We start from the raw sequence: 19,712 nt of genomic DNA on the forward strand, positions 1-19,712 counted from the left end.
AAAGCTAAGATTACAGGCTGGTTACGTTACCAGCAGCCGGGCCTTTAGCGCCGCTTTCGATGGTGAAGGAAACTTTCTGACCTTCATCCAGGGATTTGTAACCGTCGTTCTGGATAGCAGAGAAGTGTACGAACACGTCTTTGGAGCCATCGTCAGGAGTGATGAAGCCGAAGCCTTTATCAGCGTTGAACCATTTTACGATACCAGTCATTTTACCGGACATAGTGTATTACCTTTTAAAAAATAAGTGTGCCTTTCGGCGATATGGCGTGCTTTACAGATTTTTTAAGCGTTAAGGAAATGCGCACTACGAGGGGTATCAACGGATAACTCTTGAAGGGGACTGCCTTACTAAACTGCTTTAATGGTCTGTACGTCAAACCGTTGGACGCATTAACTCATGTAACGCTTGTGGATGCAACTTTTATTTTACTTCTTTCGGGTAAGTCCGTCGGGAAACGGCCCCTTAACAGGACCGTTAAACGAAAAAATCAGGCAATAATCTATTTCATCAACTGCTTACTTAAACCTGGGTTGGCCTGGATCAGGCGCATCAGATTTAACTCGGTACTCGACGGTTTTACCCGTCTGGATTCCCATTCCTGCACCGTGGCAACGGTTACGCCCATCGCCCGGGCAAAATCATCTGTTTTTAGCCCGGTTCCTCTTCGTAACTGTTCAAACTCTGTAAAAGGGTTGGGCTTGTTTGTCAGGATAATCGTCTGCGATACATCTTTAAAAACAATTTGTTCCAGACTGCTCAGCAGTTCAAACATAGGATCTTTGTATTCCATTGAGAACTCCTATAAATCACACAGCGGGATCGTGAATTTCATCGAAGCTCATTAAGAATAGTCGGGAAACGTGAAGCCGGTTGGAAGCGGCAAAGAAGTGGATTCGTTTCAGCGCATTCCGGTCAGGATCGCGCGTTGGCTAAGGATCTGAAAAAGGCCGACATATCGGATCGACGGCGCGCAATTGTAAAGATAACAAAAATTTTATCACGTAAAAAAGCTGGCCGTTTCTTCGTATAATATTCCACGGCAAGATTACGCAGAAAGGGTATCTTGCAAGGCTGTCCTGGACTATCCTTGTCAGCGTCAGGCACGCGGCATCGTTGTGCGCATTTTTGGGTGAAAGGAGTATTAAAATGGCGACAGGTAAGTCCTGCTCTCGCTGGTTTGCGCCTGTTATGGCGTTATTAATGGTAGTTAGCCTGAGCGGGTGTTTTGATAAAGAAGGTGATCAGCGTAAAGCGTTTATTGATTTCCTGCAGAATACTGCGATGCGTAGCGGGGAGCGTCTGCCGACGTTGACCGCCGATCAGAAAAAACAATTTGGTCCGTTCGTGTCTGATTATGCGATCCTGTATGGCTATTCGCAGCAGGTGAATCAGGCGATGGATTCCGGTCTGCGTCCGGTTGTGGATAGCGTCAATGCGATCCGCGTTCCTCAGGACTATGTCACTCAGCGCGAGCCGCTGCGTCAGGCAAATGGTTCTCTGGGCGTGCTGGGTCAGCAGTTGCAGAATGCGAAATTGCAGGCAGATGCCGCGCACAGCGCGCTGAAACAGTCCGACGACCTGAAACCGGTCTTTGATCAGGTTTACAGTAAAGTGGTGACGGCGCCTTCGGAGGCGTTACAGCCGCTGATTCCGGCTGCGCAAATTTTCACGCAGCAACTGGTGCAGGTCGGCGACTTTGTGGCGCAGCAGGATACGCAGGTGAGCTTTGTCGCGAACGGCATTCAGTTCCCGACGTCACAGCAGGCCAGCCAGTACAACACGCTGATTGGGCCGCTGGCGTCTCAGCACCAGGCATTTAATCAGGCCTGGACCACTGCGGTAAACGCGATCCAGTAACGCTGTTTATGCCCGATGGCGCTGGCGTCGATCGGGCATACGGCTAAGCAACGTTGTAGGCCGGGCTGGGCAACGCCGCCGCCCGGCCATTTATTATCCTGCGACCTGCGGGTTCACGCAGTTCTTCTCCACCTTGCCTTGTAACGCATCAATTAAGTTATCCACCGCGCAGGCGGCCATGTTGTAGCGCGTCTCATGGGTGGCGGAGCCGATGTGCGGCAGCGCCACAACGTTCGGCAGCGACAGCAGCGGCGAATCGACCGGCAGCGGTTCTTGTTCAAACACATCCAGACCCGCCGCATGAATTTCACCGCTTTGCAGGGCGGCAATCAGCGCGTTTTCATCCACGACCGGGCCGCGCCCTGCGTTAATGAAAATGGCGGAGGACTTCATTTTGGCAAACTGCGCCGCGCCAAACAGGTGATGCGTCTCTTCCGTCAGCGGCAGGATCAGGCAGACAAAATCCGCCGTCTGCAACAGGGTGTCCAGATCGCAGTACCGGGCGTTGAAGCGTTCTTCCGCCTCAGGATGATGGCGGCGGGCGTTGTAGAGAATCGGCATGTTAAAGCCGAAGTGAGCGCGTTGCGCCAGCGCAAGACCAATGCGCCCCATCCCGACAATCCCCAGCGTTTTGTGGTGTACATCAGTGCCAAACCAGTCTGGCCCGATGCTTTTTGTCCATTCCCCCACTTTGACGCGTTCGGCCACTTCCACCACGCGGCGGGCGGTGCTTAGCACCAGCGCCATTACCGTATCCGCAACGGTTTCCGTCAGCACGGTCGGCGTGTGCATCAGCAATACGCTGCGCGCGTTGAGGGCAGCCACATCAAAATTGTCATAACCCACGGAGACGGTCGATGCCGCGCGTAGTTTCGGCATCTTCTCCAGCAGCGCGCTATTGACGGTTTCGCTGGAGCCCAACAAACCTTCCGCGCTGGCGAAAGCCTGGGCGTGTTGTTCTACCGTTTCCGGGCGAAGATTTGGCACCTGCGTGACGGTGAAATGTTCTTCCAGGCGATGCAGTAAATCGTCAGGTAACGCTTTGTAGAGAATAATGGACGGCTTCATGCGGATCTCCGTGAGTTAAGGTTTAAGCGTGGCGTGCGCCAATCGGTAATTGCTGATTGTTAGCAGGCTTAACAATTAAAGTTAGCCATACTGAGGCGAAAAGCGCCACCCCCATAAAAATGTACGAGGCGGCCGGGCTGCCGGTTGCGCCGTTGAGATAGCCGACGAACCATGAACCAAAGAAAGAGCCCAGCGCGCCCATACTGTTGATCAGCGCCATTGCGCCGCCCGCGACGTTACGCGGCAGCATTTCAGGAATAATGGCGAAGAACGGGCCATAAGGGGCATACATCGCCGCACCGGCGATAACCAGCAGGGTATAAGAGAGCCAGAAGTTGTTCGCGCCAACGGCCCATGAGCCGATAAAGGCAAAGGCGGCAATCAACAGCAGTGGCCAGACGAACAGTTTACGGTTTTGCAGTTTATCGGATGCCCAGGAGACAACGATCATTGCGATCGTCGCCGCCAGGTACGGCACTGAAGAGAGCCAGCCGACTTCCACCATGCCCATATTCGCGCTGCCGCTGCGGATGATGGACGGCAGCCACAGAACAAACCCGTACACCCCGATACTCCAGGTGAAATACTGCATGCACAGCAGGATGACGTTGCGTGAGCGGAATGCCTCGCTGTAATTGCGTACCGCTTTGATGCCCTGCTGCTCTTTTTCCAGCTGCGCCTGAAGCGCGGCTTTTTCTGACTCCGTCAGCCAGCCAGCTTGTGACGGTTTGTCTTTCACCAGCACCCACCAGAAGAACGCCCAGATGATGGCGGGGAAGCCTTCAATAATGAACATTTCACGCCAGCCGAGCGCCTGAATCAGGTAGCCTGAAACCACGGACATCCACAGCACCGTCACCGGGTTGCCGAGAATCAGGAACGTATTGGCGCGCGAACGCTCTGACTTCGTGAACCAGTTGCTGATGTAAATCAGCATGGCGGGCATAACGGCCGCTTCTACGACGCCGAGAATAAAGCGGATGGCGGCAAGCATTGGGATATTACTCACCATCCCGGTCAGCGATGCGCATGCCCCCCATAAAATCAGGCAGATAAAAATTAGTTTACGTACGCTGCGACGCTCGGCGTACACCGCGCCTGGGATCTGGAAGAAGAAATAACCGAGGAAGAACAGGGCGCCCAGCAGGGAGGAGATCCCTTTCGTGATGCCGAGGTCTTCGTTAATCCCCGCTGCGGAAGCGAAGCTGAAGTTTGCGCGATCCAGGTACGCCAGGCTGTACGTGATGAACACGATAGGCATGATGTACCACCAGCGTTTTGGTGCATTTGTTGAGCTTGTCATAGGCCTGCCTCTGTCACTATGCCGCCGCTGTATGTAGGGTACAGGGGGCTGTTATCATTGCGTGAAGTTTATTCGCCTAACGCTTCACGAGTGGGTAATCCTTCGCTGTCGCCCTGAACCTGAATCGCCAGCGCGCCAATTTTATTGCCTCGCGTCACTGCCTGATGCAGCGTGCGGCCTTCCAGCAGGGCGCTGATCACACCCACGGCAAAGCCATCGCCCGCACCAACCGTATCGACCACGTTGTCCACTTTCACCGGTGCGACGCAGCCTTGCTCGCCCTCAGCGGTTTTGTACCAGGCGCCATCCGCACCGGTTTTCAGCACCACCGCTTTCACGCCGTGGCGCAGATAAAAATCGGCAATGCCCTCAGGCGTTTGCTGTCCGGTTAATATCATTCCCTCTTTCAGACCGGGCAGCACCCAGTCGGCCTGGAAGGCGAGGCGGTTAAGTTTTTCCACCATTTCGGCTTCGCTTTTCCACAGCACCGGGCGCAGATTCGGATCGAATGAAATCGTTTTGCCCTGCGCTTTCATGGCTCGGGCGGTATGCGCCAGCAGTTCATAAGAGCTGGCGGAAAGCGCCGCCGCAACGCCGCTTAAGTGCAGATGACGCGCGCCGGAGAAGTACGCATCGTGGTAATCGTCCACGGAAAGGTGGCTTGCAGCAGAACCTTTACGGAAATATTCCACAATGGGATCGGTTCCATTTTCGACTTTAGATTTAAGCTGAAAGCCAGTGGCGTAACGTCCGTCCAGCGTGACGCCCTGCGCATCAATCCCTTCTTTTTCAAGCGACTTAAGGACAAAACGGCCAAAACTGTCATCACCGACGCGGCTTACCCAGCCGACGTTTAACCCCAGGCGCGCCAGGCCGGTCGCTACGTTAAGTTCGGCCCCGGCGACGCGTTTGATAAATGCGTCTACGTCCGCGAGATCGCCCGTTTGCGTGGCGACGAACATCGCCATTGCTTCACCAATCGTGATGACATCCAGAGAATTTTTCATGCGTTACTCCTCACGTAACAAATCGACGTAGCGACGAGTCACCGCCGTCAAATCTTGCCCTTCCAGTGGGAACTCAATACCGCGCGGTACATCAACAGGCAGCGCGTTCAGCAGCGCCAGCCAGCGGGGATCGGCGTCATCCGGCGCAACGGCGCGGAAACTGTCGTGATGGGGCGTGGCGGCTTTAACGTGGATATAGCCGACGGCGGGCGCCAGGTAGCGTGCGGCGTCTTCCGGCGAGTCGCCTACCCACAGCCAGTTCCCCATATCAAACGTCAGTCTGATGGGCAGGTTCTGTACCTGACAGGCGGCATTGAAGCGTTGCATCGGGCGCAATTTCCCGCAGGCGGTTTGATCATTTTCCACCACCAGCGCCATGCCGCTGCTCTCCAGCCAGTCACGCAGGGTGTCGAGCTGATCCTGGCGTTCAAAATGACCCAGCGACACTTTCAGCCACCGCGCTTGCAGCGTGCGGGCTTCCTGTAACAGGTCGGGAAGGTGGGGGTTGAGGCTGCCATCCTCCAGGAACAGCGGTTCCGGCGCGGAATAGCAGGCCAGCAGGCCGAAAATGTCAATGGCGGCCGCCAGCAGCGGGAGCGCGTTAAGCTCGGCGTCAGTGAACATTTCACGGCGAATCTCGACGCCATCCGCCCCCGCTCCGGCAATGATGGGCAGCATCGCGGTTTGCCCGCCTGCGGCACGCACCTGGTCGTAGCCATAGGCGGCGGTGACCACCATAATTTTTCTTTGCATGGGAACTCCAAATCTATCGCTCTTGCTATTACGCTAGATGGAACCGGTTCCAAAGAAAAGTGCAGTGTGTCGAAATTATGATCACCATCACGAAGGAAAATTAGCGGGCGGTGGAGCCGCGAACGATCAGCTCGCCGGAGAAAACCTGCTCGTGAATCGCGTCGCTGCCCCCTTCAATGCGGCGTACAACCTGCTCGACAGCGGCAAAACCAATTTGCCAGGTCGGCTGTTTCAGCGTGGTGATGCCGACGCCTGCCAGCTCTGCCCATTCCAGTTCGTCAAAACCGAGCAGGCCGATGTCGCTGCCCCAGTTAAGACCAATGCGTTTGAGCGAACGGGCGACCTGCAATGTGAGCGCGCCGTTAGCGGAGATCACGGCTTTGCGCATCCCCCGGTGCTGTTGATGAAAATGGCGCAGGGTGTTATCCAGTTGCGTATTTTCCGCCAGCGGCACCTCGGCGTTTTCCGCCACCACGCCAGGATAACGCGCCAGCGTCGCACGAAATGCGTTCAGGCGCTCGCGGCGGGTATTGACCATACCGAGCGGTTCGCTGAGAAACAGGATCGCCTCGAACCCTTGCTCAATGAGATGTTCGGTGGCGGTTGTTGCCGCCTGGGTGTTATCCAGACCCACGACATCGCAGGCGAAATCAGGGATTTTACGGTCAATCAGAACCATCGGCAGCGCCGACTGTTGCAGGCGGTTCAGCCCCTCCTCGCGCATCCCGACGGCGTTCACCACGATGCCTTCCACCTGGTAGCTACGCAGCAGATCCAGATAGTGCAGTTCCTGATCCACCTCATTGTTGGTGTTACAGACCAGTGGAGTGAACCCTTTCTCGCGGCAGGCGGCTTCAATGCCGCTCAACACGTTAACGGAATAGGGGTTGGTAATATCGGCGATGATCAGGCCAATCAGGCGGGTACGGCCGCGTTTCAGGCCTCTGGCCATCAGGCTTGGGCGATAGTCGAGTTCGGCAATGGCTTTTTCAATGCGCGCCAGCAGGGCATCGGACAGCAAATGCTTCTCGCCGTTGAGATAGCGTGAAATGCTGGTTTTTCCGGTTTTAGCGGCTTTCGCCACATCGCTGATGGTTGCCCGTGTTGATTTGCTCATCGCTGATTTCCCTGAATTTGGTGACAACACCTTAACGCGAAAATCAACGATGGCAAGCGCTTCATGCCGGATAAGAATGTAGGCCGGATAAGGCGAAGCCGCCATCTGGCGATGTGCCGGGTGGCGCTGTCGCCACCCGGCACAACGATTACTGCAACGGACTTAAGGTGATTTCCACGCGGCGGTTTTGCGCTTTACCTTCGGCGGTGCTGTTGCTGGCGATCGGGTTCGCCGGGCCCATGCCGCTGGTGCGGATGCGGTTGGCGGCAACGCCCTGGGTGATCAGCGCGCTGGCCACGGAGTCCGCGCGCTGCTGCGACAGACGCATGTTCAGATCCTGCCCGCCGGTACTGTCGGTGTAGCCCACTACGTTAACGGCGGTTTTGTTGTACTCTTTCAGCACCATCGCCACGCCGGTCAGCGTGTTGGCGCCTGCCGGTTTCAGGGTTGCGCTGCTGCTGTCGAAGGTGACGTTATTCGGCATATTCAGGATGATGTTATCGCCACTTCGCGTCACGCTCACGCCCGTTCCCTGCATTTTGTCACGCAGTTTCGCTTCCTGTACGTCCATATAATAGCCAGCGCCGCCGCCCAGCGCCGCGCCTGCCGCTGCGCCAATCAGCGCGCCTTTGCCGCGATCTTTCTTGGAAGAGGAGAGTGCGCCGACGCCTGCGCCGACCAGAGAACCAATGCCCGCGCCAATGCCGGATTTACCCGCTTCGCGCTCGCCGGTGTAAGGGTTTGTTGTGCAGCCAGATACTGCCAGGGCGCCGCTCACGATAGCAGCAATGACCAAAACACGTTTTTTCATCTTAGTTCCTTAATGACTTTTTTATTTTTTCGCCACAGCGACGGTGGCGGTTGATTATGACGTGCGAACATGAAGAAAATTCCAGGGAAGACTCTTAAATTTGTAAGTAACATTGAGCGGCATAATAAATAAGCCGTCACACCTGCATCGCATTCAGGAGCGCATTTTGATCAACGCACCATCGCACTATTCGGTATTAACCGCCGCCCACTGGGGACCTGTCCGGGTCGACACTGACGGCGAGACGGTTCTCGCGTCTCGCGGGGCGCTGCCCACTTCGCATCTCAATTCCCTGCAAACCGTCGTGCGCGACCAGGTTCACAGCCCTACCCGGGTGCGTTTCCCGATGGTGCGTAAAGGATTTCTCGCCTCGCCAGAGAAGCCACAGGGCGTGCGCGGTCAGGATGAATTTGTGCGGGTGAGTTGGGATGAGGCGTTGGATCTGATCCATACCCAGCACAAACGTATTCGTGAAACATATGGGCCGTCCTCGATTTTTGCCGGTTCTTATGGCTGGCGCTCGAATGGCGTGCTGCATAAAGCTTCCACCCTGTTGCAGCGTTATATGGCGCTGGCGGGCGGGTATACCGGGCATCTGGGGGATTACTCTACGGGGGCGGCGCAGGCCATCATGCCGTATGTGGTGGGCGGAAACGAAGTCTACCAGCAGCAGACCAGCTGGCCGGTTGTGCTGGAGCACAGTGACGTGGTGGTGCTATGGAGCGCCAACCCGTTGAATACGCTAAAAATTGCCTGGAATGCGTCGGATGAGCAGGGCATTGCTTACTTTGCCGCGCTGCGCAACAGCGGGAAACGGCTGATCTGCATCGATCCAATGCGATCGGAAAGCGCGGCGTTCTTTGGCGATAAGATGGAGTGGATCGCCCCGCATATGGGGACTGACGTGGCGCTGATGCTGGGGATTGCGCATACGCTGGTGAAAAACGGCTGGCATGATGACGCGTTTCTGGCGCGCTGCACGACCGGTTACGAGACATTCGCCGACTATCTGCTGGGCGTGAGCGACGGCGTGGCGAAAACGGCGGAATGGGCCGCAGATATTTGCGGCGTATCCGCTGCTAAAATTCACGAACTGGCGGAACTCTTCCATAAAAACACCACTATGTTGATGTCTGGCTGGGGAATGCAGCGTCAGCAGTTCGGCGAGCAAAAACACTGGATGCTGGTAACGCTTGCCGCTATGTTAGGGCAAATTGGCACGCCCGGCGGCGGTTTTGGCCTCTCGTACCATTTCGCCAACGGGGGAAACCCGACGCGCCGCGCCGCCGTACTGGCTTCAATGCAGGGCAGTCTGCCAGGCGGCACCGATGCGGTAGACAAAATTCCGGTGGCGCGCATTGTCGAGGCGCTGGAGAATCCCGGCGCGCCCTATCAGCACAACGGTATGAACCGCCATTTCCCGGATATCCGCTTCGTCTGGTGGGCTGGCGGCGCGAACTTTACGCATCATCAGGATACCAACCGTCTGATTCGCGCCTGGCAAAAGCCGGAACTGGTGGTGATCTCCGAATGTTTCTGGACCGCCGCGGCGAAACATGCCGATATCGTGTTACCTGCCACGACCTCTTATGAACGTAACGATTTAACCATGACCGGCGACTACAGCAACCAGCATCTGGTGCCGATGAAGCAGGTTGTGCCGCCGCGTGATGAGGCCCGTAATGACTTTGACGTGTTTGCCGAACTGAGCGAGCGCTGGGAAACGGGCGGTCATGCGCGCTTCACCGAAGGGAAAAGCGAGCTTGAGTGGCTGGAAACCTTCTACAACATCGCCGGGCAACGCGGCGCCAGCCAGCAGGTGACGCTGCCGCCGTTTGCACAGTTCTGGGAAGCCAACGATCTGATTGAAATGCCGGAGAATGCGGCCAACGCGCAGTTTATCCGCTTTGCGGATTTCCGCCGCGACCCCGACGCGCATCCACTGAAAACGGACAGCGGCAAGATAGAGATCTATTCCCGGCGAATTGCGGACTACGGCTATGCGGACTGCCCAGGACACCCAATGTGGCTGGAGCCGGACGAATGGCACGGCAATGCCGAACCCGGTCAGCTACAGGTGCTGTCCGCCCATCCGGCGCATCGTCTGCACAGCCAGCTTAACTACAGCCAGCTTCGTGAACAGTATGCGGTGGCGGGGCGCGAACCGATTACTCTGCATCCGCAGGATGCGCAGACGCGGGGCATTGCCGACGGCGACACGGTGCGGGTCTGGAATCACCGAGGACAAATTCTGGCGGGCGCGGTGGTGACGGAGGGCATTAGACCCGGCGTTATCTGCATTCATGAAGGGGCATGGCCGGATTTAGAGGTGTCGGCTGGCGGCATCTGTAAAAATGGCGCGGTAAACGTGTTGACCAAAGATCTCCCCAGCTCGCGACTGGGGAACGGCTGTGCGGGCAACACCGCGCTGGCGTGGATTGAAAAGTATACCGGCCCTTCGCTGACGCTTACGGCGTTTAATCCGCCTGCCAGCCCATAATCCATGTCGGATGCTGTGTATCTTCCTGCCATGCGCTGTCTTCGATACGAAAACCCAGCGCATGGTAGAAATTCACCGCCGACTGATTTTTCTGGTAAACCTCCAGGCTGAGCGCGGTAAAGCGCTGCTGAACATGCTGCACCAGCGCCTTGCCAATCCCGCGGCGGATCGCGTCCGGCGTGACAAACAGCGCGCCCAAAAAGCGCGCTTCCATCACGCTGGCAAAGCCTTTCAGTAAACCTGCTTCTTCCCACACCCAGGTCTGCGCGGCGGGCAAGTACACGTCACGCACTATCGGTTCGCTTTCGCGCCAGTAGCGCGCTTCGATAAACGGGTGGGCATAGATCGTGCTTTCCATCCAGAGCGTCAAAATTGACGCCATATCCTCAGTCCGGGATTCGCGAATCATGCTGACCTCCAGGATGGCAGAAACAGCCCGTGATATGGTCGTTGACCAGCCCGCACGCCTGCATAAAGGAGTAGCAAATGGTGGTGCCGACGAACTTGAAGCCGCGTTTTTTCAGCGCTTTTGCCAGCGCATCCGACGCGGGGGTTGAGGTGGGGATCTCGCTCAGGCTGGCGGCGCGCGTTACCTGCGGCTGGTTTTCGACAAAAGACCATACGAATTCAGCAAACGGTTCGCCATTTTGCTCCATTGCGAGATATGCCCTGGCATTGCCGATGATGGCCTGAATTTTCCCCCGATGGCGAATAATGCCCGCATCCTGCAACAGACGCTCAACGTCGTCTTCCTGCATCGCCGCGACGCGAACGGGATCAAAGTGGTGGAAGTTTGCGCGATAGTTTTCCCGTTTCTTCAGCACGGTGATCCAGGAAAGCCCCGCCTGCTGGCCTTCAAGGCAGATCATCTCGAACAGCTTTTTGCCGTCGGTTTCGGGAATGCCCCACTCCTTGTCGTGATAGGCGATGTATAGTGGGTCCTGACTGACCCATCCGCAACGCTGCATACTCTTCCTCGCTGTTTTGACTACCGCAAAAATTTCATTCGGCCCGCCTTGACGCGCCAGCTAAAAAGACAATATTTAATACAGGGCTAATAAGCCCTGGAACCGCCAAACAATGACAATAATATCGCCGAATTCGGCTCTTCTCTGGAGTCGCGTTGATGATTATAAAAAAATGCAGTGGTCGCCAGGTGTGGTGCTGCCTGGCGAGCGTTATCGTCTGTGCAATTTTCACTAACACAGCATATGCCTGGCAACAAGAATATATCGCTGATGCCGTATCGGGTCATACGACAGAACGCTATACATGGGACAGCGATCACCAACCAAGTTACAACGATATTCTGGCGGAGCGGATTCGGTCCAGCCAGAATGCGCCTGGCCCTGTGCTGAGTCTGGCCGATCAAACGCCACTGGATGCGGCCAGCGGCATGAGCGTGGGCTGGAATTTTCCGCTTGCCGGGCGCGTGACGACCGGGCCGGTCGCCAGCCTGCATTACGACGGCTCAACCACCTCGATGTTTAATGAATTTGGCGACAGCGTGACGGCGCAGGCGCTGACCGACCCTCTGTGGCATGCCAGCGTCAGTACGTTGGGCTGGCGGGTGAATTCGCAGTTTGGCGATATCCGTCCCTGGGCGCAAATCAGCTATAACCAGCAATACGGCGAGAACATCTGGAAAGCGCAGTCGGGGCTGAGTCGAATGACGGCGGCGGATCAGAATGGCAACTGGCTGGATGTGACGGTGGGGGCGGATATGCTACTGAACCCGCATATCGCGGCGTATGCGGCGCTCTCTCAGGCAGATAACAGCGCAAGCAATAGCGACTACCTGTACACCCTGGGCGTTAGCGCCAGATTTTAACGAGAATACGCACGTAATAAAAACAAGTTTTTTACAATTGAGTCTCTTTAATAACAAGACATACAGCGATAGTAGGTACTAACTGACCTTAAAAAAATCACGCCACGCAGTCTTTGTCTCGTCATTCATTCCTCAATCCAGGCATTTCATTCCGCTCTGATGGCATTTCATGCCGTTTTTCCCCTGCATAAAAAGCACTTCGTTATTGTTGTCGGCAGTGAATTTCTCCTTTGTTTATGCAGGAAGACTGCCATGAAAACTTCTGATTATCAGCGTACCCGTTGGCTGACGCTTATCGGCACCATCATCACGCAATTTGCGTTAGGTTCTGTTTACACCTGGAGCCTGTTTAATGGCGCGCTCTCTGCGAAACTGGATGAGCCCGTCAGCCAGGTGGCCTTTTCATTTGGCTTGTTGAGCCTGGGACTGGCGATCTCCTCTTCCGTGGCGGGTAAATTACAGGAACGTTTCGGCGTAAAACGCGTCACGATGGCGTCAGGTGTTTTACTGGGCATCGGCTTCTTTTTAACGGCGCATTCCAACAACCTTATGATGCTGTGGCTGAGCGCCGGGGTGCTGGTTGGCCTGGCGGACGGGGCGGGATACCTGTTAACGCTGTCTAACTGCGTAAAATGGTTCCCGGAACGTAAAGGGCTGATTTCCGCCTTCGCGATTGGTTCTTATGGCCTCGGTAGCCTAGGCTTCAAATTCATCGACAGCCAGCTGCTGGCGACGGTCGGTCTGGAAAAGACATTTATGATCTGGGGCGCGATTGTGCTGGTGATGATTGTCTTTGGTTCAACGCTGATGAAAGACGCGCCGAATCAGGATGTTAAAGCGGTAAACGGGGTGGTGGAAAACGACTTCACCCTGGCGCAGTCCATGCGTAAACCGCAGTACTGGATGCTGGCGGTGATGTTCCTGACGGCCTGCATGAGCGGTCTGTATGTCATCGGCGTGGCGAAAGACATTGCTCAGGGGCTGGCGCATATGGATGTTGCTTCGGCGGCCAACGCGGTCACGGTGATTTCCATCGCTAACCTGTCAGGCCGCCTGGTGCTGGGCATTCTGTCTGACAAAATCGCCCGTATCCGCGTGATTACCCTCGGTCAGGTTGTCTCGCTGGTCGGGATGGCAGCGTTACTGTTCGCGCCGCTGAATGATGTGACGTTCTTTGCCGCGATTGCCTGCGTCGCCTTTAACTTCGGCGGTACGATCACGGTGTTCCCGTCGCTGGTGAGCGAGTTCTTCGGCCTGAATAACCTGGCGAAAAACTACGGCGTGATTTACCTGGGCTTTGGGATTGGCAGTATTTGCGGGTCGATTATCGCCTCGCTGTTCGGTGGATTCTACGTCACCTTCTGCGTTATTTTCGCTCTGCTGATCCTCTCTCTGGCGCTCTCGACCACGATTCGCCAGCCTCAGCGCCGCGTCTTTAAAGAGGCTCACGCCTGATTTTATTCATCATTTAACCACTTCCCGGCCCGGATATTTTTGTAAATATCCGGGCCGCTTGCTTATTCTTCCGACACTTTTACGCTTCCCTGTGGTCTACATACCCGCGCGTGTAGACTGTCTGACATCTGCTGTTACCGCATTTATCCACCTGCCCGGTCTGGAATGGCCTTTTGCGGGTGGTTTTTATCCCGATTTCCAGGGTTTGCTTGCATGAAATACATTAAATCGATGACGCAGCAGAAGCTGAGCTTCTTGCTTGCGCTCTATATCGGCCTGTTTATGAATTGCGCAGTGTTTTACCGCCGGTTCGGCAGCTATGCGCAGGAATTTACCGTCTGGAAAGGCCTCTCGGCAGTGGTTGAACTTGGGGCCACGGTTCTCGCCACGTTCTTCTTACTCCGTCTGCTTTCCCTGTTTGGTCGCCGCGTCTGGCGGGTTCTGGCTACGCTGGTGGTGCTGTTCTCCGCGAGCGCCAGCTATTACATGACCCTCCTGAACGTGGTGATCGGCTACGGCATTATTGCCTCCGTGATGACCACGGATATCGATTTATCGAAAGAGGTCGTCGGCTGGCACTTCATTTTGTGGCTGGTGGCGGTGAGTATTCTGCCGCTGGTCTTTATCTGGAGTAACCGCTGTCGTTACACCCTGCTGCGGCAGTTACGCACGCCGGGCCAGCGCGTTCGCAGCGTGGCGGCGGTGGTTCTGGCTGGGGTGATGGTGTGGGCGCCGATTCGCCTGCTCGACGTTCAGCAAAAGAATGTTGAACGAACAACGGGTATCGATTTGCCGAGCTATGGCGGCGTGGTGGCGAACTCTTATTTACCGTCGAACTGGCTGTCGGCTTTAGGGCTGTACGCCTGGGCGCAGGTGGATGAGTCGTCGGATAATAACTCGCTGATGAACCCGGCGAAGAAGTTTACCTATGTTGCGCCAGAAGGCATTGATGACACGTACGTTGTGTTTATCATCGGCGAAACCACGCGTTGGGATCATATGGGCATCTTCGGCTACGAGCGGAATACGACGCCGAAGCTGGCGCAGGAAAAAAATCTCGCGGCGTTCCGGGGTGAGTCGTGTGATACCGCGACCAAACTTTCGCTGCGCTGTATGTTTGTGCGCGAGGGTGGCGCGTCGGAGAATCCGCAGCGTACGCTGAAAGAGCAAAACATTTTTGCGGTGCTGAAGCAGTTAGGGTTTAGCGCCGATCTGTATGCGATGCAGAGCGAAATGTGGTTCTACAGCAATACGATGGCGGATAACATTGCCTACCGCGAGCAAATCGGCGCAGAGCCGCGCAACCGGGGTAAGACGGTTGATGATATGTTGCTGGTGGATGAAATGCAGCGTTCGTTAGCGCAAACCCCTGACGGGAAACACCTGATCGTGATGCATACCAAAGGGTCGCATTATAACTATACGCAGCGGTATCCCCGCAGCTTTGCGCAGTGGACGCCTGAGTGTGTCGGTGTTGACGATGGTTGCACAAAAGCGGAGATGATCAACTCTTACGATAACTCGGTGAGCTATGTTGATCACTTTATTACCCGCGTGTTCGATCAGCTGCGCGATAAGAAAGCCATTGTGTTTTACGCCGCCGATCACGGCGAGTCGATCAATGAGCGCGAGCATTTGCACGGCACGCCGCGCAAGATGGCGCCGCCAGAACAGTTCCGGGTGCCAATGCTGGTGTGGATGTCGGATAAGTATCTGGAGAACCCGCAGCATGCGCAGATGCTTGCGCGCCTGCAACAGGCGGCGGCGATGAAAACGCCGCGCCGTCATGTGGAGCTGTATGACACGGTGATGGGATGTCTCGGCTACACCTCGCCAGATGGCGGAATTAACGAAAACAACGACTGGTGCCATATTCCGGCTGAACAGAATGCAGTAGTGCAGTAAGCGGTCTGCTGACTTTCTCGCCGATTGAATGGCATTTTCAAACTAAGGGATTGACGGGCGCGCACCTGAGCAGTAAGATGCGCCCCGCATTCGGTGATTGGCGCAGCCTGGTAGCGCACTTCGTTCGGGACGAAGGGGTCGGAGGTTCGAATCCTCTATCACCGACCAATTCAGAAAAGCCAGCCCACGGGCTGGCTTTTTGCTGTCTGGAATTCAGCATTGTAGGCCTGATAAGCGAAGCGCCATCAGGCAGGATCGGTCGCCCACTTTCGGCAACGCCGGATGGCGGCGCAAGCGCCTTATCCGGCCTACGGCGCAGCATTGTAGGTCTGATAAGCGCAGCGCCATCAGGCGGGATCGGTCGCTCACTTTCGGCAACGCCGGATGACGGCGCAGGCACCTTATCCGGCCTACGGCGCAGCATTGTAGGCCTGATAAGCGCAGTGCCATCAGGCGGGATTGGTAGCCCACTTTCGGCAACGCCGGATGGTGGCGCAGGCGCCTTATCCGGCCTACGGCTCAGCATTGTAGGCCTGATAAGCGCAGCGCCATCAGGCGGGATCGGTTGCCCACTTTCGGCAATGCCGGATGGCGGCGCAGGCGCCTTATCCGGCCTACGGCTCAGCATTGTAGGCCTGCGCCATCAGGCAGGATCGGTCGCTCATTTTCGGTAACGCCGGATGGCGGCGCAAGCGCCTTATCCGGCCTACGGCGATTTCGCCATTGGCAAAAAATGTGCATCACTTCTCACTGTTTGTTCACGTTTTTGTGACATATTCCATTGTCTTTTTTTATCTTTGCTTAAATTTTTTTTTGCGTTACTTATGGCTGAGCCCAGCATTTTCCGCTGTGCGTTTTAGCGTTCGTGATATTAATCGCTCAGATATGCAGCATTTCGTCAGAAATTTTTCACAATCTGCACAAACGTTAATCACCAAATGTTGCGAAATATGAAGCGATTAATTCTGGTGTTAACGGAGTAGCACAAATTTCCCTGCTGAAAATAGTCGTTTGAAGTTTTTTTAATCTTTGTTTGTGAATTCTCACCGTTGTTGTAAATCATGGTTGCCTGTATTGACGTTTTCACATTCTGTTGACAGATTGTAGGGCATGAGGGGCATTTCATGGAGAATCCGCACTGCAACTCAGGCGCTTATGTGAACGGAATCCCCATCCTCTTAACGCCGACCCGGCCGGGTAAAAAACAAAAAAGGCCAGGCGGTGCAAACCCACTGCAAAGGGTAAAACAACAACATCACATTTGGAGCAGAAGAATGAGTATTTCCTTGAAGAAGTCAGGGATGCTGAAGCTTGGTCTGAGCCTGGTGGCCATGACCGTCGCAGCAAGTGTACAGGCTAAAACTCTGGTTTATTGTTCAGAAGGTTCTCCAGAAGGCTTCAACCCGCAGCTGTTTACCTCCGGCACCACCTATGACGCCAGCTCAGTACCTATCTATAACCGTCTGGTGGAATTTAAAATCGGTACAACCGAAGTTATTCCAGGCCTCGCTGAAAAGTGGGATGTCAGCGAAGACGGCAAAACCTACACCTTCCACCTGCGTCAGGGCGTGAAGTGGCAGGACAGCAAAGACTTTAAACCGACGCGCGATTTCAACGCCGATGACGTGGTGTTCTCGTTCGATCGTCAGAAAAATGCCGAAAACCCGTACCACAAAGTGTCTGGCGGCAGCTATGAATACTTCGAAGGGATGGGTCTGCCAGACCTGATAAGCGAAGTGAAGAAAGTGGACGATAGCACCGTTCAGTTCGTGCTGACCCGTCCAGAAGCGCCGTTCCTCGCTGACCTGGCGATGGACTTCGCCTCCATCCTCTCTAAAGAATATGCTGACAACATGCTGAAAGCCGGTACGCCGGAGAAAGTGGATCTGAACCCAATCGGTACGGGGCCGTTCCAGCTGTTGCAGTACCAGAAAGACTCCCGCATTCTGTATAAAGCGTTTGATGGTTTCTGGGGCACCAAGCCGCAGATCGACCGTCTGGTGTTCTCCATTACGCCTGACGCGTCCGTGCGTTACGCCAAGCTACAGAAAAATGAGTGCCAGGTGATGCCGTACCCGAACCCGGCGGACATCGCGCGCATGAAGCAGGACAAAAACATCAACCTGATGGAGCAGGCGGGTCTGAACGTCGGCTACCTCTCTTTCAACACCGAGAAGAAACCGTTTGATGACGTGAAAGTCCGTCAGGCGCTGACCTACGCGGTGAACAAAGAAGCGATCATTAAAGCGGTTTATCAGGGCGCGGGCGTTGAAGCCAAGAACCTGATTCCGCCGACCATGTGGGGCTATAACGACGACGTTAAAGACTACAACTACGATCCAGAAAAAGCCAAAGCGCTGCTGAAAGAAGCGGGCCAGGATAAAGGCTTCACCGTTGAACTGTGGGCGATGCCAGTACAGCGTCCGTACAACCCGAACGCTCGCCGTATGGCTGAGATGATTCAGGCTGACTGGGCGAAGATTGGCGTACAGGCCAAGATTGTCACCTACGAGTGGGGTGAATACCTCAAGCGTGCGAAGTCAGGTGAACATCAGGCGGTGATGATGGGCTGGACCGGTGATAACGGGGACCCGGATAACTTCTTCGCGACCCTGTTTAGCTGCGCTGCGGCGAAAGACGGTTCTAACTACTCTCGCTGGTGCTACAAGCCGTTTGAAGACTTGATTCAACCGGCGCGCGCCACTGACGATCACAACAAGCGTGTTGAACTCTACAAACAGGCTCAGGTGGTGATGCATGACCAGGCGCCTGCGCTGATCATCGCTCACTCCACTGTGTACGAACCTGTGCGTAAAGAAGTCAAAGGCTATGTGGTTGATCCTCTGGGCAAACACCACTTCGAAAACGTCTCTGTCGAATAATTAAAAGCCAGGGGTGCCTGAGCACCCCATGCCCGGCGGCGCTGCGTTTGCACGAACCTACGATCGTAGGCCGGGTAAGCGCAGCGCCACCCGGCGTAATGCTTTACCCCACGGCGGCGTATGCCGTGGGATAAGATTTGTGAGCAATACAGACGCACTGTCACCAGGCGGCGCGTCATTAGAGAGAATCCGGGTTATGTTGCAGTTCATCCTCCGACGTTTGGGACTCGTCATCCCCACGTTTATCGGTATCACCCTTCTCACCTTTGCCTTCGTCCATATGATCCCGGGCGATCCGGTCATGATCATGGCAGGTGAGCGTGGTATCTCTCCTGAGCGTCATGCTCAACTGCTGGCTGAACTCGGTCTGGATAAACCGATGTGGCAGCAGTACCTCCATTACATCTGGGGGGTGATGCATGGCGATTTGGGCATCTCGCTGAAAAGCCGTTTGCCGGTGTGGGACGAGTTCGTGCCTCGCTTTAAAGCGACGCTGGAACTTGGCGTCTGCGCCATGATTTTCGCCACTGCGGTAGGGATTCCGGTCGGCGTGCTGGCCGCCGTGAAGCGCGGTTCCATTTTCGATCATACCGCTGTTGGCCTGGCGCTGACCGGTTACTCTATGCCTATCTTCTGGTGGGGCATGATGCTGATCATGCTGGTATCAGTGCAATGGAACCTGACGCCGGTTTCCGGGCGCGTCAGCGATATGGTGTTCCTTGATGACTCCAATCCGTTAACCGGCTTTATGCTGATTGACACGGCTATCTGGGGCGAAGAGGGCAACTTTATTGATGCTGTCGCGCACATGATCCTGCCTGCGATGGTGCTCGGTACGATACCGCTGGCGGTTATCGTGCGTATGACCCGCTCCTCCATGCTGGAAGTGCTGGGTGAAGATTATATCCGTACCGCGCGCGCCAAAGGTCTCACAAGGATGCGCGTCATCATCGTACACGCGCTGCGTAACGCGATGCTGCCGGTCGTGACCGTGATCGGTTTGCAGGTAGGGACGCTGCTGGCAGGGGCGATCCTGACCGAAACCATCTTCTCGTGGCCTGGCCTTGGCCGTTGGCTGATTGATGCGCTGCAACGACGCGATTATCCGGTTGTACAGGGCGGGGTGTTACTGGTAGCGACGATGATTATTCTCGTCAACCTGCTGGTCGACCTGCTGTACGGCGTGGTGAACCCGCGTATTCGTCATAAGAAGTAAGGG

17 protein-coding genes and 1 tRNA gene are annotated in these 19,712 nt (G+C 55.5%); 8 read left to right on the forward strand and 10 right to left on the reverse strand.

Translation table 11 applies throughout. The annotated features are described in order from the left end of the window. Positions 1-10: 10 nt before the first annotated feature. Positions 11-223 carry a transcription antiterminator/RNA stability regulator CspE gene (gene cspE / locus OGX84_RS06705; protein ID WP_000014594.1) on the reverse strand — a complete coding sequence of 71 codons (213 nt, stop codon included), beginning with the start codon at positions 221-223 and terminating at the stop codon, positions 11-13. Positions 224-503: 280 nt separating this feature from the next. Continuing rightward, positions 504-794 carry an HTH-type transcriptional regulator gene (locus tag OGX84_RS06710; RefSeq protein WP_012135694.1) on the reverse strand — a complete coding sequence of 97 codons (291 nt, stop codon included), beginning with the start codon at positions 792-794 and terminating at the stop codon, positions 504-506. A 356-nt stretch (positions 795-1,150) separates the two neighbouring features. Between OGX84_RS06710 and OGX84_RS06715 the strand changes: the two genes are divergently transcribed. Next, positions 1,151-1,861 carry a DUF3053 domain-containing protein gene (locus OGX84_RS06715; RefSeq protein ID WP_024131051.1) on the forward strand — a complete coding sequence of 237 codons (711 nt, stop codon included), beginning with the start codon at positions 1,151-1,153 and terminating at the stop codon, positions 1,859-1,861. A gap of 93 nt (positions 1,862-1,954) precedes the next feature. Here the strand turns inward: OGX84_RS06715 and ghrB are convergent, their stop codons facing one another. The 6 genes from ghrB to OGX84_RS06745 all read right to left on the reverse strand — a co-directional run bounded on the left by ghrB (position 1,955) and on the right by OGX84_RS06745 (position 7,920). After that, positions 1,955-2,929, reverse strand: coding sequence for a glyoxylate/hydroxypyruvate reductase GhrB (gene ghrB / locus OGX84_RS06720; RefSeq protein WP_047460360.1), 975 nt, complete (start codon positions 2,927-2,929; stop codon positions 1,955-1,957). A 22-nt stretch (positions 2,930-2,951) separates the two neighbouring features. Further along, positions 2,952-4,232 (reverse strand): MFS transporter, encoded by a 1,281-nt coding sequence (locus tag OGX84_RS06725; protein ID WP_286457596.1) that lies wholly within the window; start codon positions 4,230-4,232, stop codon positions 2,952-2,954. A 68-nt stretch (positions 4,233-4,300) separates the two neighbouring features. Then, the gene (locus tag OGX84_RS06730; RefSeq protein WP_286457597.1) at positions 4,301-5,239 is read right to left on the reverse strand and encodes a sugar kinase; all 939 of its coding nucleotides are present in this window, start codon (positions 5,237-5,239) and stop codon (positions 4,301-4,303) included. Positions 5,240-5,242: 3 nt separating this feature from the next. Further along, complete coding sequence (locus OGX84_RS06735; protein ID WP_104868045.1) at positions 5,243-5,992, reverse strand: sugar phosphate isomerase/epimerase family protein; 750 nt, start codon at positions 5,990-5,992, stop codon at positions 5,243-5,245. 100 nt (positions 5,993-6,092) lie between these two features. After that, positions 6,093-7,109, reverse strand: a complete 1,017-nt coding sequence (locus OGX84_RS06740) for a LacI family DNA-binding transcriptional regulator (RefSeq protein ID WP_024131050.1) — start codon at positions 7,107-7,109, stop codon at positions 6,093-6,095. Positions 7,110-7,257: 148 nt separating this feature from the next. After that, a complete protein-coding gene (locus OGX84_RS06745; protein WP_012135687.1) occupies positions 7,258-7,920 on the reverse strand; it encodes an OmpA family lipoprotein in 663 nt (220 codons plus the stop codon). A 166-nt stretch (positions 7,921-8,086) separates the two neighbouring features. Between OGX84_RS06745 and OGX84_RS06750 the strand changes: the two genes are divergently transcribed. After that, positions 8,087-10,420: a molybdopterin guanine dinucleotide-containing S/N-oxide reductase gene (locus OGX84_RS06750; RefSeq protein WP_112001419.1), complete on the forward strand. Its 2,334-nt coding sequence runs from the start codon at positions 8,087-8,089 to the stop codon at positions 10,418-10,420. On the opposite strand, the gene OGX84_RS06755 is transcribed toward OGX84_RS06750, so the two are convergent. Continuing rightward, the gene (locus OGX84_RS06755) at positions 10,398-10,829 is read right to left on the reverse strand and encodes an N-acetyltransferase (protein WP_112001420.1); all 432 of its coding nucleotides are present in this window, start codon (positions 10,827-10,829) and stop codon (positions 10,398-10,400) included. The genes OGX84_RS06750 and OGX84_RS06755 overlap by 23 nt on opposite strands. After that, the gene (gene tag / locus OGX84_RS06760) at positions 10,807-11,388 is read right to left on the reverse strand and encodes a DNA-3-methyladenine glycosylase I (protein WP_012135682.1); all 582 of its coding nucleotides are present in this window, start codon (positions 11,386-11,388) and stop codon (positions 10,807-10,809) included. Before tag ends, OGX84_RS06755 begins: the two co-directional genes overlap by 23 nt. Positions 11,389-11,546: 158 nt before the next feature. On the opposite strand from tag, the gene OGX84_RS06765 reads away from it, so the two are divergent. The 6 genes from OGX84_RS06765 (at position 11,547) to dppB (ending at position 19,709) form a co-directional block, all read left to right on the forward strand. After that, positions 11,547-12,251 carry an autotransporter outer membrane beta-barrel domain-containing protein gene (locus OGX84_RS06765; RefSeq protein ID WP_112001421.1) on the forward strand — a complete coding sequence of 235 codons (705 nt, stop codon included), beginning with the start codon at positions 11,547-11,549 and terminating at the stop codon, positions 12,249-12,251. Positions 12,252-12,503: 252 nt separating this feature from the next. Next, on the forward strand, positions 12,504-13,706 hold the full coding sequence (locus OGX84_RS06770; protein ID WP_024131048.1) for an L-lactate MFS transporter: 1,203 nt from the start codon (positions 12,504-12,506) through the stop codon (positions 13,704-13,706). 213 nt (positions 13,707-13,919) lie between these two features. Then, a complete protein-coding gene (gene eptB / locus OGX84_RS06775; RefSeq protein ID WP_112001422.1) occupies positions 13,920-15,611 on the forward strand; it encodes a kdo(2)-lipid A phosphoethanolamine 7''-transferase in 1,692 nt (563 codons plus the stop codon). Between the two features lie 91 nt (positions 15,612-15,702). Beyond that, positions 15,703-15,779, forward strand: a tRNA-Pro gene (locus OGX84_RS06780). A 1,106-nt stretch (positions 15,780-16,885) separates the two neighbouring features. Further along, on the forward strand, positions 16,886-18,493 hold the full coding sequence (dppA, locus tag OGX84_RS06785; RefSeq protein WP_012135678.1) for a dipeptide ABC transporter periplasmic-binding protein DppA: 1,608 nt from the start codon (positions 16,886-16,888) through the stop codon (positions 18,491-18,493). A 196-nt stretch (positions 18,494-18,689) separates the two neighbouring features. Next, positions 18,690-19,709 carry a dipeptide ABC transporter permease DppB gene (gene dppB, locus OGX84_RS06790; protein ID WP_012135677.1) on the forward strand — a complete coding sequence of 340 codons (1,020 nt, stop codon included), beginning with the start codon at positions 18,690-18,692 and terminating at the stop codon, positions 19,707-19,709. The last annotated feature ends 3 nt before the right edge of the window (positions 19,710-19,712 follow it).

Origin of the sequence: Citrobacter sp. CK202, from assembly GCF_030333225.1 — a bacterium.
Taxonomy (GTDB): Bacteria; Pseudomonadota; Gammaproteobacteria; order Enterobacterales; family Enterobacteriaceae; genus Citrobacter_B; species Citrobacter_B koseri.